This is a genomic window from Aliidiomarina celeris (assembly GCF_003316875.1).
Lineage (GTDB): Bacteria > Pseudomonadota > Gammaproteobacteria > Enterobacterales > Alteromonadaceae > Aliidiomarina > Aliidiomarina celeris.
This window is the reverse complement of record NZ_QMIL01000003.1, coordinates 83,282-98,561: the sequence shown is the minus strand read 5'-3', so window position 1 is coordinate 98,561 and position 15,280 is coordinate 83,282. Positions and strand designations below refer to the sequence as shown.

Below are 15,280 nucleotides of genomic sequence, written 5' to 3'. Positions count from 1 at the left end.
GTTAATGAAGGTGTAAAACAGTGCAAGTGACTGTAAGGGCAACAGAGCGTTAGGCAACTCTCAGGAAAGCAAATAAAAAAGGCCTGCAAATTCGCAGGCCTTTTAAATGAGCAAGTTCTTGTTATTAAAGACGGCGTGAAATAGTTGCCTTCGCTTTCAGCTGCTCCACGAGGCTTGCGTAGCTTTGCTCAATTAAGGTGTTCTGTAACTGCATATTCACCCGCTCAGCCTGCTCGGCATTCACTTGGCCTGCAGTGATACCCGTAAGCTCAACAACAGCAGCACTACCGTTGTTTAAAGCTACAGAACGAACATCGCCTTCCGCCATACGGAACAGTTCTTGGCGCAATGCACCAGGCAACTCAGAGCCAAAGCGCGCAGCACCTTCAATATATTCAAACGACAGCCCGCTCGCTTCACCCGCACTCAAGCTCGCGGCAATGCGCTCAGCTTCCGCAACGGCTAATTGTTGCGCTTTATCGCTAGTTAAGCGCTCAACAACTACGTCGCGCACTTCATCTAACGAGCGCGTACGCGCAGGTTCATAAGACTCCGCTCGAACCACTACTGAGCGCTCGTCGAGCTCAACTAACTCACTATTCAACTGACGGTCGGTCACGTCGGCCGAAAACGCTTGCGTTAACAACGCAGGGGCATCGAAACCGGCTGGCGGATTAGCGCGCGAAATCACTGGGCTGGTTTTTACTTCAAGACCGAGTTGCTGCGCAACGTCGTTCAAAGTATCCGGCACCTCAAAACTTAACCGCGAGAGCTCTTGCTGCAAACGGAAATATTCGTTTTCCGCTTCAACACGCAACAAATTAGTGCGTATTTCGTCCGCAACTTCGGTAAATGCTACGGTTTCTTCAGGCGTAAATTCGGTCAATTGAATAATGTGGAAACCAAACTCAGAGCGCACCACGTCTGAAACTTCCCCTTGTTCTGTTAGCGCAAAACCCGCAGCTTCAATATCTGGGTCAATCGCACCACGCTCGAGATAACCAAGGTCGCCGCCTTCACTAAAGGTGTCGTCTGACACATCGGCAACGACGTCGGTAAAGGCTTCACCGTCACGAATACGCGCCAAAGCTGCGTCTGCACGCTCTCTTGCAGCTTCTTCGTTGTCGCCAAACTCAACCAAAATGTGCGCTATGCGGCGACGCTCTGCTTGGCTATACGCTTGAGGGTTGCGGTCGTAGTATTCACGCACCTGCTCGTCAGACACCGAGGTTTGCGCAATGATACTGTCAAGAGACAACTCTACATACTGAAGTTGGACTTGCTCTTCCACTTCAAAACGCTCTACATTGTCGTAATACCAAGCTTCGATTTCTGCTTCTGAAAGTTCAACCTGTTCAACAAACTGATCGCCAGACACCATTACATAACGGCCACTGCGACGCTGATTTTGTAGCGTTTGAAAACGCTCCGCTTCTGAAGGTAAAACGAACTCCGACAGCAATGTTCCTTGCAACAGCGCCATACGGTTGTTTTGCTCACCCATAAACTGCGCGAACTGAGCCGGTGTATAGCCTAAATTCATCAATGCACGATTATAAAGGTCGACGTTAAACTGGCCGGCAATTTGAAAATCTTCCAAACTGCGAATGCTATCGCGAAGCTGCTCAGGTGACTGCTGCATACCCAGTGAAGACGCGAATTGAATCAGAAGTTTATCTTCAATCAACTCTTCTAAAACACTGTTGCGTAACTGACGCACATAGTTTTCGTCTGCCGCTAACATTTCAAACATTTCGCCAAATTGCTCTTCCATTTGGCCACGGCGGCTTTGGTAAGCACGATCGAAGTCGGCGCGAGAAATTTCAACACCGTTCACTTTCGCAACGTATACATCGGTATTGCCACCAAGATAGGCGTTCACACCGGTCAGCGCGAAAGCGAGAATAATGATACCAAGAATAAATTTAACTACAGGGCCTTGGGCACCCTCACGAATCCTCTCGAGCATATGCTGTCTCTTTTATGGCTTAGCAAAAATTAATGAAAATTTGGTTGGCGAGTATACCACAACTTTGTTGAAAACTTTGCACCCTAATAACAACAAAGGCGCCTTTCGGCGCCTTTGTGAAGTCACCCTGTGAATGCTTAGTTCACAGCGTCTTTCAGAGCTTTACCTGCTTTGAAAGCTGGAACTTTCGCGGCAGAGATTTGAATCGTTTGACCGGTTTGCGGATTACGGCCAGTGCGCGCAGAACGCTCACGTACCGCAAAAGTACCGAAACCAACAAGAGCAACTTGATCGCCTTCTTTGAGTGCTTCAGTTACCGCATTGATCATTGAGTCTAGAGCACGACCGGCAGCGGCCTTAGATAGTTCTGCGTCTGCTGCGATTTTGTCAATTAGCTGAGACTTGTTCACAGTATCATCCCCTTAGATTGTTATTATGGAGTTCTATGGTCCATTAAAAAAATGGGCTCGCAAAGTTTATAACAAGCTTATGCCTTTAGTTCAAGCGGTGATTCAGCTTATTAAAAAGTTTATCGAATCCCTTTGCCCCTTGGCCTGTATGGCTTCGAGTAACTTGCTTAAGGCTATCACAGTCGGCGGCGATGAAAAGTAATTTTGGTAAAAATTTAACATCTTTGCATTCAACCGCCGAAAAAACAGCCGGAATTACTTTGTTTTTCTCTTTGCTTTCATTGGTTTAAATGGATCTTCAGCCAATGCTAAGGTGAGCACCTCATCAATCCACTGTACTGCATGAATGTCGAGATCGGCGGTTACATTTTCAGCAATTTCTTTAAGATCGCGTTGGTTTTCCTTGGGAATAATAACCCGTCGAATACCACCACGGTGCGCCGCCAATAATTTTTCCTTCAACCCACCAATGGCTAGCACTTCGCCACGCAGAGTAATTTCGCCGGTCATGGCTACGTCTGCGCGAACCGGCTTGCCGGTTAACGAAGACACCAAAGCTGTCACCATTGCAATACCCGCACTCGGGCCATCTTTCGGTGTTGCACCTTCAGGCACGTGCACGTGAATGTCTTTCTTTTCATAAAAATCGGCGTCTATGCCTAATCTATCAGCACGACTACGCACCACAGTCATGGCCGTACTAATCGACTCTTTCATTACGTCACCAAGCGAGCCGGTAAATATCGTTTTCCCTTTACCCGACACCGTTGTGGCTTCAATGGTAAGTAAATCGCCACCCACCGAGGTCCACGCCAAACCTGTCACTTGACCCACTTGGTCCTTCTCTTCCGCTTTACCGAAGTCGAAGCGTTGTACACCCAAAAAGTCTTCGAGATCAGACGCACTAATACTCACTTTCTTCAGCTTTTTGTCGAGCAAGATTCTGCGCACTGCTTTTCGGCATAAGGTAGACAACTCACGCTCGAGGTTACGCACACCGGCTTCACGCGTGTAATACCGAATAATGCCAAGTATTGCGTCATCTGCAATTTCAACTTCACCCTTGCGTAAACCATTGCGTTCCATCTGTTTGTCTAATAAGTGACGACGCGCAATATTAAGTTTTTCGTCTTCTGTATAGCCCGACAACCGAATCACTTCCATACGGTCCAGTAATGGCGCAGGAATACGCATACTGTTGGAGGTCGCTACAAACATTACGTCAGACAAATCGTAATCAACCTCAAGATAGTGGTCGTTAAACGCGCTATTTTGCTCGGGGTCCAATACTTCTAGCAGCGCTGAAGCAGGGTCACCCCGCATATCCGAGCTCATTTTATCAATTTCGTCGAGCAAAAAGAGTGGATTGCGAACTTTCACTTTTGCCATTTTTTGCATCAGTTTACCCGGCATAGAGCCGATGTAAGTGCGCCGATGCCCGCGAATCTCTGCCTCGTCGCGCACGCCACCAAGCGCCATTCTTACGTATTGGCGGCCGGTTGCTTTGGCAATAGACTGACCAAGCGAGGTTTTACCGACACCTGGTGGCCCAACTAAACACAAAATGGGGCCCCGCACCTTTTTACTGCGTTGTTGTACAGCAAGATAGTCTAAAATGCGTTCCTTAACTTTCTCTAAACCGTAATGGTCTTCATTTAATACTTCTTCGGCTTTTGCTAAGTCTTTTTTAACACGGCTCTTCTTATGCCAAGGTACGCTGGTCATCCAGTCGATATAGCTACGCACTACCGTAGCTTCTGCCGACATTGGCGACATCATCCGCAGCTTCTGCAGTTCTGCGCGTGTTTTGTCTTCGGCTTCCTGTGGCATTTGCGCTTCGTCGATACGTTTCGACAACGCCTCAAATTCATCCACTCCGTCCTCAGTTTCACCAAGCTCCTTTTGAATCGCTTTCATTTGCTCATTCAAATAGTATTCGCGTTGGCTTTTTTCCATTTGCTGCTTAACACGATTTCGAATTTTGCGTTCTACTTGCAAAATATCGATCTCACCTTCCATCAGCGCCATTAAATATTCAATTCGTTCGCGTACTTCGGTGATTTCCAACACATGTTGCTTATCGGCTAGCTTCAATGGCATATGCGCGGCCATGGTATCAGCCAAACGGTCTGCATCGTCGATGCCCGACAAGGAGGTTAATACTTCAGGCGGAATTTTCTTATTCAGCTTCACGTAGCCTTCAAATTGATTCATCGCAGAGCGCGCCATTACCTCTTCTTCTTTTTCAGCAAGAGGCTCGCTTACGAGCGATTCAATTTCCGCACTAAAAAATTCGGTTTCTTCCTGCCATTCACAAATACGGGCTCTTTGTGTGCCTTCCACCAGCACCTTCACCGTGCCGTCCGGCAGTTTTAACATTTGCAAAATGGTTGCAATGGAGCCAATGGAATAAATATCTTTTTGTACCGGCTCGTCGACGGCAGGATCCTTTTGCGCCACCAAAAATATCTGTTTGCCGTTGTCCATTGCTGCGTCGAGACAACGAATTGATTTTTCACGCCCAACGAACAATGGAATGACCATGTGTGGGTAAACCACTACATCGCGTAAAGGTAATACGGGCATTGTAAAGCGTTCAACGCTCTGTTCTGTCATTAGATTCCCCATTTCGGAGCAGTCCGGAAATTAACTATAGATGCTATATATATGCGGCTGATACGGCAAAGTTCAATTGTAAATGCAGAAAAAGGGGCCAAAAGGCCCCTAACTGTTCATTTATTCGCCGGAAGCTTGTGCTTCTTTGTGATTTGCATAAATAACAATGGGGTCAGATTCCCCACTGATCACGGTTTCATCGATCACCACTTTACTCACATTTTCCATGGAAGGGAGTTCATACATGGTTCCGAGCAATACATCTTCCACGATAGATCGCAAACCGCGTGCGCCGGTTTTACGGGTCATCGCTTTACGCGCAATGGCCCGTAATGCATCTTCTCTGAACTCTAGTTCAACATCTTCCATATCAAACAGCGCTGCGTATTGCTTGGTAAGCGCATTCTTCGGCTCTTGTAGAATTTGAATAAGCGCGTCTTCATCAAGCTCAGTAAGGCTCGCTACCACCGGCAAACGGCCAATGAACTCAGGAATTAAGCCATAGCGTACTAAATCCTCTGGCTCGACTTTCGTGAGCACATTCACCGACGTTTTCTCTTTCTCCGACTTTACCTCGGCCGAAAAACCAATGCCAGTGCCGGTTGCTAAGCGCTGCTGAATTACTTTTTCTAAGCCCGCAAAGGCACCACCACAAATAAACAAAATCTTAGAGGTGTCTACTTGCACAAACTCTTGTTGTGGGTGCTTTCGGCCACCTTGCGGCGGTACCGACGCAACAGTGCCTTCAATCAGCTTCAATAACGCTTGCTGAACACCTTCACCCGACACATCTCGAGTAATTGAAGGATTATCCGATTTGCGCGAAATCTTATCGATCTCGTCAATGTAAACAATACCACGCTCGGCTTTCTTCGGGTCATAATCGCATTTTTGCAGCAATTTCTGAATGATGTTCTCTACATCTTCACCGACATAGCCGGCTTCCGTAAGCGTTGTCGCATCAGCCATAGTAAAGGGCACATCGAGATAACGCGCCAAGGTTTCGGCCAACAAGGTTTTGCCGCTACCGGTTGGGCCAATCAACAAAATATTACTTTTGCCCAGCTCAATTTCATCGTGTACGCCTGCATTTCGCAATCGTTTATAATGGTTATAAACAGCAACGGCAAGCACACGTTTGGCCCTATCTTGGCCAATCACATACTCGTCTAAATGCCCGCGAATTTCTTTCGGAGTTGGTACACGTGAGCCATCGCCCTGCGCGGCTAGTTCTTTAATTTCTTCTTTTAAAATATCATTACAAAGGTCGACGCACTCGTCACAAATAAATACAGAAGGACCTGCAATGAGTTTTTTCACTTCGTGCTGGCTTTTGCCACAGAACGTGCAATAAAGAGATTTGCTGCCCTGTTGGTTGCCACCTGTTTTTTCTGTCATCTACTTCTCCAGCACATTTATTTAATACGTATCACTATATTAAGATTTAGCTTTGAGGTCACGCTTACTTAATATGGAGTCGATCAAGCCATATTCAACGGCTCGCTCTGCACTCATAAAGTTGTCACGATCCGTATCGCGCGCAATCACCTCAATATCTTGCCCAGTGTGGTCCGCCAACATTTGGTTTAAACGCTCTTTAATATAGAGAATTTCTTTGGCGTGAATCTCAATGTCCGACGCTTGCCCACGGAAACCACCTAAGGGCTGATGAATCATAACCCGCGAATTAGGCAAACAGAAACGCTTACCTTTGGCACCACCAGCTAATAAAAACGCGCCCATACTGGCTGCTTGACCAATACATACCGTCGACACGTCGTTACGAATGAATTGCATGGTATCGTAAATAGCAAGCCCAGCGGTTACTGAACCGCCTGGAGAGTTGATATACAAATGAATGTCCTTTTCCGGATTTTCCGACTCCAAAAACAACATTTGCGCCACAATAAGGTTGGCCATTTGCTCTTCAACGGGCCCAACGAGGAAAATTACGCCTTCTTTCAGCAAGCGAGAATAAATATCAAAAGAACGCTCGCCCTTCGACGTTTGCTCAATCACCATCGGCACAAGAGCGGCCATTGGATCTGTAAACGAATCTTGCATTGTCCAATTACTCCTAAAAAAAATGGCTCGGATGCTACCACCCGAGCCATTAAACCAATTCCTGACTAATTCAGCAAACGCTTATTTTGCCGGAGGATTCATCACGTCGTCGAAGCTTACCGCATTTTCGCTTACTTGCGCTTTTTCAAGAATAAGCTCAATGGCTTGCTCTTCTAAAGCAACATTTCGAACTTGCTGCATAAGCTCTTGGTTTTGCTTGTAATACTCAACTACTTGCTGCGGATCTTCGTAGGCAGAAGCGGTTGTTTCAATCAAGCTTTCCACGCGAGCATCGTCTACTTTAATATCATTTGTACGAATCACTTCGCCCAACAACAAGCCAACCTTAACCCGCTCAATTGCTTGTTCTTCAAACAATTCTGCTGGTAACTCAGGCATGTTCTTAGCGTCACCACCGAAGCGTTGCAACGCTTGCTGACGCAACACGTCTACTTCTTGCTGCTTCATGGCGTTTGGCACAGGCACTTCGCCATTTGCCGCTAACAAGCCTTTAATGACCTGTTGTTTCACTTTATTTTTGATAGCTGTTGCAAGTTCGCGTTCCATATTCTTACGAACTTCAACTTTCAAGCCCTCAAGACCACCGTCTGCAATACCAAATTGGTTGGCGAACTCGTCGTCAAGCTTCGGCAAATCAGGACCTTCTACCGACTTAATGGTAAGGTCAAATTCAGCTTTTTTACCTTTCAGGTTTTCAGCGTGATAGTCTTCCGGGAACGTCACTTCAATGGTTTTTTCTTCGCCGGTTTTTGCGCCTTTAACACCGTCTTCAAAACCAGGAATCATGCGGCCTTGGCCCATTTCAAGCGCGAAATCTTCGGCTTTGCCACCTTCAAACTCTTCACCGTCTACGCGACCCACAAAGTCCATGGTAACGCGGTCGCCGTCTTTCGCACCACGTTTTACCGCTTTCCAACCGGCATTTTGCTTCCGCAAAGTTTCCAACATTTTATCGAGGTCAGCGTCGGTAACTTCAGCTACTGGTTTATCTACGGCAACTTTGTCTAAGTCTTTGAGCTCGATTTCTGGATACACTTCAGTAATCGCAACGAATTCGAAATCTTTACCTGGTTCGTCAGCCTTGGCTTCAAAACGCGGTGCGCCTGCAGGGTTAATTTTTTCCTGCATAATCGCTTCTACATAATGGCGCTGCATTTGCTCCATTACCACGTCTTGGCGAATAGCCGGACCAAAACGCTTTTCAACCAAGCTTAAAGGCACTTTACCCGGACGGAAACCGTCCATACGAACTGTACGTGCACGTTGGCCGACTTGTTTTTTTACTTCAGCATCAATTTTGTCTGCTGGGATAGCGATCGTGATGCGACGCTCTAGCCCTTGAGTTGTTTCTACAGAAACCTGCATTGCGTTGTTACCTCAGTATCACTTGAAGGTATAAAAAATAAACACGGTGCTGCCTTTCGCTTGGCGCCCTTAAAGAACGCCTTTGATTTACGATTCGCCAGCCACCCACAGCACGTTTACCTTGCACGCACTGCTGCTACGGAAAAAATGACGCAGCATTATAGCGAGGCTTTCTCACAGAGTCGACCCACTCGCCTAAACTTTCGGCGAAATTAACCGCGGTAGAGCGTTAGTGTGTACAGAAGGTACACATAAAGCATTGACAACCATCGTTACAGTGCTGCAATCTTAACCAATATTGACCATAACTATAACTACAGTCTATATGAACCAAAGGGCAACGGCAGCAAATGGTTAGCGATTCTCAAGGCAGAGCGCAATTCTTGGCATTCAGCTTTAATTTGCTGGAACAAATGCACGTGGGTGTGATTACACAGCGGCCGCCGCTACCTTTACAAAACGGCACGCCCCCAGCTCAAGCTACTTTCTATGCCAATTACGCTGCACAACGATTACTGAATCTTTCGAGTTCAGAACCTACCCGGGCAGAGCTCGAATCTATTCACTTTGGCATTGACAGCGAACTTATTGGCGCACCCGAGCAAAAATCTCCAGTGGAAAGCCCCTTGCTCAGTGCTCTAGCAGGTGAACGCATTGAAAGGCGCGACCTTGTCGTGAACGGCAAACCTATTGCACTACACAGTGAACAAGTACATCGCAATAGTGAGGACAACCTCTTGGCAGCAAACCCGTCGGCTACCCATAATGCTGTGTTACTCTTCGAACGCGATCATCGCCTATTCGTCCATCACCGTTCACTCTCCGACCTTTTGAATAGTGAAATTTCGTTAAAAGACATGATTAGTTTTGACAAACTTATGTCACAGCTTTCAACCAACTTAATTAATGCTCAAGGCGCCGCGGCAAAGCCTCATATTCAACAAGCACTGCAGGCTCTAGGCGACTTCTGTCAAGCAGACCGAACCTATATTTTTGAATTCGACGACACAATAAGCACCATGAGTAATACCTTTGAGTGGGTGCGCGAGGGCATTACCAGCCATATCGACGACTTACAGGATATTGCAGCCGCAACCTTGCCATGGTTTTTTGAATGTATTCAAACTGAAGGCTTATTTTTAGTTCACCAAGTTGAGGATATTCCCGCTAGGGGTGTCGCCGAAAAAAGTGAGTTTGAGAATGAAGACATTCGCTCGGTCCTCTGCATTGGCATGTACGCCCAGCAAAAGCTTATTGGTGTTGTGGGCTGCGACATGGTGGCGCGCACCCGCTATTGGACCGAAGCCGATATACGCCGATTAAAACTTGTTGGTGAGATTATTGCCAATGCCATTCAAAATGAACGTTTCATTCGGGATCTTCAGGTCACTCAGCAAGAGCTAATTAGCGCTAATCAACAGCTGAATGATCTCGCATATTTAGACGCCCTCACAGGTATTGCTAACCGTCGTCAGTTTGACCAGGCGCTCAGTAATGAGGTCGGCCGAGCTTTACGCAATAAAACCCAACTGAGTTTGTGTTTGATCGATATTGACGCGTTCAAACGCTACAACGACGCCTACGGGCATGTTGCCGGCGACCAAGTATTAAAGAACGTAGCACAACTCTTTCAAAATCATTTTCGCCGCAGTGGGGAGCTCGTTGCACGCTTCGGCGGAGAAGAATTTGCTATTCTTGTTCCCAACAAATCCGTTGCGGAAATTGAACAACGAATCGAACAACTTTTCTGCGCACTGGTCGAACAAGATATCGAGCACCGCGCGAGTGAAATAAGCCCCCTGCTCACTATAAGTGCAGGCTTAGCAGACCTTTCCATGCTAACAGAGCCTTCTCCTGAGCAGTTGGTAGAAAGCGCCGATATAGCGCTTTATAACGCCAAGCACGCTGGCCGAAATCAATTTGTTATTTTTGCAGTAGAGGCATAAACCATGCAGTTTTTGAAGCTCTTGAAAAGCGTTTCCGCCATTCTCATTGTCGGCAGTACGCTGGCGGGTTGCTCTAACCAGCAAGCTTTAGAAGCCGAAAGCAGCACTTACGTTGCGCTTGAACAAGATCACTTTGTCATTCGCGGACCAATCGACATGGATGCAACACGAAAGCTAACAGCGCTATTCGAGTCAAACTCAAGCATTCGTACACTCGCAATTAGCAGTGATGGCGGTGACCCTATGGCAGCCATGCAGCTCGGTTACTTGTTGCATCGCAATCAATTTACTCTGGAAGTTGAAGACTACTGCCTCAACAGCTGCGCGAATTATGTATTTACCGCTGCCTATGAGCGAAAATTAACTGCCGACGCTATTGTTGCTTGGTCGGGCGGCGCCACAGAAGAAAGTTGGGTGCAACAATGGAGTTTCTATATTTTACCGGGCATTCGCCACGTTGTTGAGCAATATCTCGACGCTTTTTTAAGACGTGAAACACGTTACTTCGACCGCATTAACGTTGACCAACAAATTACCGCCTATGGTTTCGACGCAAACGTTGGTTGTATGCAAGGCGGCAGTTACCGCGGGTTTTATTACGACTCGGCAGACTTATTAGTGATGGGCGTTGGCCGCACGTCTCGTGAAGGTTCCAGTTGGGTGAGTACGTTCGATCACTACCCCAGTGATTTTTGTAAAGTTGAACTCGATCCTGTCGAACTTTTGCGCTAAACGCGGCTCAATCATTTTTAGTCCATTGAGCCCCCAAGCGAGCGAGAAACTCAACGAAAGCCGCTGTTTTTGTGGTGGGTAACCGAACCGTTAAGGCAACTTCCTGGCCGTATTCCACAGCGGCAATTTCCCCTTGCTGTTCAAGCAGCCATTGTCGCACGAGCTGTTCGTGGGCAAAGTCACAGTAAATACAGTGTTCGCTTAAAGGTTCATAGGTGGTTAGCGGCAAAGTGGCAATGGCTTGTTCTGCGGCTGCAGAATATGCTCGCACTAAGCCACCCGCACCAAGCTTTACGCCACCGAAATAGCGCGACACCACCACCATCAGATTGCCTATCGATTTGTGCTGTATCACATTCAAGATTGGCTTGCCGGCCGTTCCCGAAGGCTCACCATCGTCGTTCATAGCCGCACTAAAAGGCGAGCTTGGCGCACCGAGCTGATAAGCCCAACAATGATGGCGTGCGTCCGGAAAACGAGCACGCATGTGCTGTAAAACAGCCAAGGCTTGTTCACGAGAGGAAGCCGCGTCTGCTCGGGCAATAAAGCGGCTTTTCTTGATCTCAAGCTCGATTTCCGCCGGTCCAGCCGGTATCTCAAAACTAGTCACCGGCGCGTTGCATTGCTTGCTCAAGGTCATTCAATAAATCCTGCGGAGCTTCAATACCCACCGACAAACGCAACAAGTCGTGTGGAACTGGCGTGCCCGGCCCCTCAATACTCGCCCTATGTTCAATCAAGCTCTCTACTGCGCCTAACGACGTGGCTCGTTTCCAAAGCTTGGTGTGCGCGGCTACCTTTATTGCGAAATCAGCTGCAAAATCAGCTGCAGAATCAGAGCTATCTTTAAAGCGCACCGAAAGCATGCCACCAAACCCGCCTTGCCATTGTGCCTTGGCAATTTCATGCCCAGCACAGCTTGGCAAGCCCGGATACAAGACTGCGGCGACTCGCGGGTGTTGTTGCAGTTGCTCTGCCAACCATAACGCCGAGGCCGCTGAATATCGGACGCGCAGTGCTAAAGTGCGCATACCACGCAATAGCTGTGAGGCGTCGAAAGGGGACAAAATAGCTCCGGCTTGCCGCCGCTGCTGACGAACGCGTAACCAAAAATCGGTTTTGTGGCGGGTAACGAGCGCACCAGCCACAACATCTGAATGTCCATTTAAATACTTTGTTGCCGAGTGCATTACAATATCCGCACCGAGCGAAAGTGGCTGGCAAAATATCGGCGTCGCTACCGTTGAATCTACGGCAACCAAGCTGCCCACGCCTTTTGCCGCTGCGGCAATTGTCGCTATATCCGTTACTTGCCACAACGGATTTGCCGGTGACTCAAGCCAAATTAAGGCAGGCTTTTGCTCGTGCAAGGCTTGCACCACTTGCCCTGTATCGGTCATATCCAGAAATTGAACCTTTAACCCCCACTCGGTCGCCGTACCCGCTAGCCAGTTGCGTAGCGCCCAATACATCACCTTTGGAGCAAATACTGTAGAACCCGGTGTTAGGGCGTAAAAAACAGCAACCGCTGCGGCCATGCCCGAGCTAAAAAGCAAGGATTCTTCACCCTGCTCTAAATTCGCCAACAACTGTTCAGCAGGCAAAAACGTTGGATTATCGTCGCGGCCATACACGCGGCCACTACGATACTCATTGTCGGCATCTCGATAATAAGTAGTCGACATATGAATAGCCGGCACTACGCCGCCAACAGCATGATCTTCAGCGGCTTTATTGTCAGCATTCAAAGCTTGCGCAATCTTCGTTTCTATTTCATAGCCATTGTGTTTAAGCGTCATAAAAAACCCTTGTTACCACACCCTATTAAGGAATCAATGGTCGGTAGTCATTCTCTAGTTGCGTAAAGGAAAAATCACCTAAGAACCGTCCAACGCTGAGCCATGTTGCAAGACCGCGTAAGTCTTTAAAGTGAGGAGGCACGTACTTCGGCGCTTCAATAACACCCGAGTCGTGTAATTCACAAATTTGCCGGAAGTCGTCGACCGCTACTTTACCCGTTAACAACAACGGCAAACGGTCAATACGCCCCAACTGAATAGCAACACGAATGAGGTTGTACACTAAAACAAAACCGCGAATATAGGCGAGATCTTTCGTGAACGGGGCGCCGTTTGGCGTGCTGCCACGGAATACGCGTTGCGTTAACGTATACGCTTCCTCTTTACTCATGCCTTTGCTTAAACAATCGCGAAACACCTCAATAAAGTCTGCGCCGTCGGCGGCTTGCTTTACCGCCTCAATACGGCCAACCAGTTTCGCCAAGCGGCGTGGGGTTGAGCGCAGTGTAATGACCTCGGTTAACACCGCAAGGCCTTCTTGTGTAATGGTCGCACTCGGCGTGCCCTTGCTCAAGCAGGTAAGATAAGGCTGCGCAAGTCCGTTCTGGGTAGTCCCCACATGAATCCAGCCTTCGTGAACCTCTAAAATATCAAGTTCCCGCTGAGAAAATTTCACGTCTTGATTCATTTTAATTCGGTCCGCGCCCGCTGCCGCGTCGCTCACGATCCCGTCCGAAAGCATTACATTCACATTCAGCCCGGGCATACTGGCATTCAACTGAGCTTGCAGTTTGTCTACCGCCACTGCCGCTTCAATATTCTTCTTTTCCTCAGGCAACGCGTCACTGTCAAGTAAACTCGCCAATGGACTTCGCAACATGGCAGCAAGCTCTGCTAAAGTCGGTTCCCCCGCATGAAATACATCGTCTGGGTGGCCATAAAGTTCGACCGATAACTCATGAAATTCTTCGCTGCCGCGAGCTTCGATCATGCGAATAACGTCACGATACTCGCGGCACGCGCGTTTCATCAGCTGAGAAATGGGGCTCAGCTGCCCCAAATTACGCACAATGTCACGCTGTAGGTCCGCAAGCGCATGGCGCAATTCCGCGGTGTCAAAGCCCGGCGGGCGGCTGGCATAAAATGATTTGTCGATATTTGGTAATTTTTCGCCTTTAGCCGCAAAGAACGATTCTCGAATATCCCGCGGCCAATTCACCGCGTCGAGAATCCGAATCGGCGTTTGTAGTTGCACTAAACGGTCTGAAAGCTCACGAGCGCGCTCCAGTAAATGCGGTTCCATAATCATTACCCTGTCTTTTCAATTGCCGTATAATAGAACGTGAATAGCCTAGAGGGATAGTAGATGAGCGCAGAAAGTTCAATGATTTCACAAACACAGCTGTGGCTCGAACGGCTCGTTATTGGCCTTAACCTCTGCCCTTTCGCACATCGTGAGTTTGCGCAACAACGTATTCGCTTTACCGTCGACAACAGTGCCGACGACAACGCCGTTTATGATCGCTTCTGTACTGAAATTGGATACCTGATGGCACATCCTGACACCAGCACAACGTTAATAATATGGCCAACTGTGGCTACTTTTGAATCGTTTTTAAATCGCGTTGGACTCGCCGAGCAAATTCTCAATACGCACGGCTGGGCTACGGAGTTTCAACTCGCTCACTTTCATCCCAACTACTGTTTTGCCGACAGTGAAGAACAGGATCCAGCAAATTACACTAACCGCTCTCCATGGCCGCTTTTGCATATATTAAGAAGTGAGCAAATGGAAAAAGTGTTGGCGCGTTACCCTAAGCCCGAGCAAATTCCGCTCAACAATATCGAGTTAATGCGAAAATTAGGGAACGCGGAATTGGCAGCACAGTTGAAGGCCTGCCGCTCATAACGCTTGAAAAAGACATTACGCTATATTGAGCGTATTACGAATGAGTTGAGATATTGGGAAAATGGTCGGCGAGACTGGATTCGAACCAGCGACCCCTTGGACCCAAACCAAGTGCGCTACCAAGCTGCGCTACTCGCCGACATTCACCTTGATTAAACAAAGCTAGAGTGCTTTAAAGATGGGGTGGATGATGGGACTCGAACCCACGACAACCGGAATCACAATCCGGGGCTCTACCAACTGAGCTACACCCACCACTGATAGGTATTTGTTGCCTTATTCGCCTTCTCAAGGCTTATAAAACCTAAACATTACACGCCAGTACTTAGGCCGTTACAAAGAAATAATTAACCTTTGCAAGACTGGCACGCCCGGCAGGATTCGAACCTGCGACCGACGGCTTAGAAGGCCGTTGCTCTATCCAGCTGAGCTACGGGCGCGCGGCTTGG

At 48.0% G+C, this 15,280-nt stretch carries 12 protein-coding genes and 3 tRNA genes; 3 read left to right on the top strand and 12 right to left on the bottom strand.

Annotated elements, in window-relative coordinates:
* Nucleotides 1-124: 124 nt before the first annotated feature.
* From DQW12_RS07995 to tig, 6 genes are all read right to left on the bottom strand, one after another.
* Nucleotides 125-1,969 (bottom strand): SurA N-terminal domain-containing protein, encoded by a 1,845-nt coding sequence (locus DQW12_RS07995; RefSeq protein ID WP_113907342.1) that lies wholly within the window; start codon nt 1,967-1,969, stop codon nt 125-127.
* Between the two features lie 137 nt (nt 1,970-2,106).
* Nucleotides 2,107-2,379, bottom strand: a complete 273-nt coding sequence (gene hupB, locus DQW12_RS07990; RefSeq protein WP_113907341.1) for a nucleoid-associated protein HU-beta — start codon at nt 2,377-2,379, stop codon at nt 2,107-2,109.
* A gap of 255 nt (nt 2,380-2,634) precedes the next feature.
* Entirely contained in the window at nt 2,635-4,995 is a 2,361-nt protein-coding gene (lon, locus tag DQW12_RS07985) for an endopeptidase La (protein WP_113907340.1), read from the bottom strand.
* A 120-nt stretch (nt 4,996-5,115) separates the two neighbouring features.
* Nucleotides 5,116-6,393, bottom strand: a complete 1,278-nt coding sequence (clpX, locus tag DQW12_RS07980) for an ATP-dependent protease ATP-binding subunit ClpX (protein ID WP_113907339.1) — start codon at nt 6,391-6,393, stop codon at nt 5,116-5,118.
* A gap of 39 nt (nt 6,394-6,432) precedes the next feature.
* Nucleotides 6,433-7,059, bottom strand: a complete 627-nt coding sequence (gene clpP / locus DQW12_RS07975; protein ID WP_113907338.1) for an ATP-dependent Clp endopeptidase proteolytic subunit ClpP — start codon at nt 7,057-7,059, stop codon at nt 6,433-6,435.
* A gap of 81 nt (nt 7,060-7,140) precedes the next feature.
* On the bottom strand, nt 7,141-8,445 hold the full coding sequence (gene tig, locus DQW12_RS07970; protein ID WP_113907337.1) for a trigger factor: 1,305 nt from the start codon (nt 8,443-8,445) through the stop codon (nt 7,141-7,143).
* A 350-nt stretch (nt 8,446-8,795) separates the two neighbouring features.
* On the opposite strand from tig, the gene DQW12_RS07965 reads away from it, so the two are divergent.
* Nucleotides 8,796-10,391 carry a GGDEF domain-containing protein gene (locus DQW12_RS07965; RefSeq protein WP_113907336.1) on the top strand — a complete coding sequence of 532 codons (1,596 nt, stop codon included), beginning with the start codon at nt 8,796-8,798 and terminating at the stop codon, nt 10,389-10,391.
* A 3-nt stretch (nt 10,392-10,394) separates the two neighbouring features.
* Nucleotides 10,395-11,123, top strand: a complete 729-nt coding sequence (locus DQW12_RS07960; protein ID WP_113907335.1) for a hypothetical protein — start codon at nt 10,395-10,397, stop codon at nt 11,121-11,123.
* A 7-nt stretch (nt 11,124-11,130) separates the two neighbouring features.
* Here DQW12_RS07960 and DQW12_RS07955 read toward each other — a convergent pair whose 3' ends face one another.
* From DQW12_RS07955 to DQW12_RS07945, 3 genes are read right to left on the bottom strand one after another with little or no spacing between them, the layout of a single operon-like run.
* Nucleotides 11,131-11,763 carry a YigZ family protein gene (locus DQW12_RS07955; protein WP_113907334.1) on the bottom strand — a complete coding sequence of 211 codons (633 nt, stop codon included), beginning with the start codon at nt 11,761-11,763 and terminating at the stop codon, nt 11,131-11,133.
* Nucleotides 11,726-12,922, bottom strand: a complete 1,197-nt coding sequence (locus DQW12_RS07950; RefSeq protein WP_113907333.1) for a trans-sulfuration enzyme family protein — start codon at nt 12,920-12,922, stop codon at nt 11,726-11,728. Before DQW12_RS07950 ends, DQW12_RS07955 begins: the two co-directional genes overlap by 38 nt.
* Before the next feature lie 25 nt (nt 12,923-12,947).
* Nucleotides 12,948-14,228, bottom strand: coding sequence for a flavohemoglobin expression-modulating QEGLA motif protein (locus DQW12_RS07945; RefSeq protein WP_113907500.1), 1,281 nt, complete (start codon nt 14,226-14,228; stop codon nt 12,948-12,950).
* Nucleotides 14,229-14,288: 60 nt separating this feature from the next.
* Here DQW12_RS07945 and DQW12_RS07940 point away from each other — a divergent pair, with 60 nt between their 5' ends.
* Nucleotides 14,289-14,831, top strand: coding sequence for a DUF1415 domain-containing protein (locus DQW12_RS07940; RefSeq protein ID WP_113907332.1), 543 nt, complete (start codon nt 14,289-14,291; stop codon nt 14,829-14,831).
* A gap of 62 nt (nt 14,832-14,893) precedes the next feature.
* Here the strand turns inward: DQW12_RS07940 and DQW12_RS07935 are convergent.
* The 3 genes from DQW12_RS07935 to DQW12_RS07925 form a co-directional block, all read right to left on the bottom strand.
* A tRNA-Pro gene (locus DQW12_RS07935) sits at nt 14,894-14,970 on the bottom strand.
* Between the two features lie 40 nt (nt 14,971-15,010).
* Nucleotides 15,011-15,086: transfer RNA gene (locus tag DQW12_RS07930), tRNA-His, on the bottom strand.
* A gap of 108 nt (nt 15,087-15,194) precedes the next feature.
* Nucleotides 15,195-15,271 (bottom strand) — tRNA-Arg (locus DQW12_RS07925).
* Between the last annotated feature and the right edge of the window lie 9 nt (nt 15,272-15,280).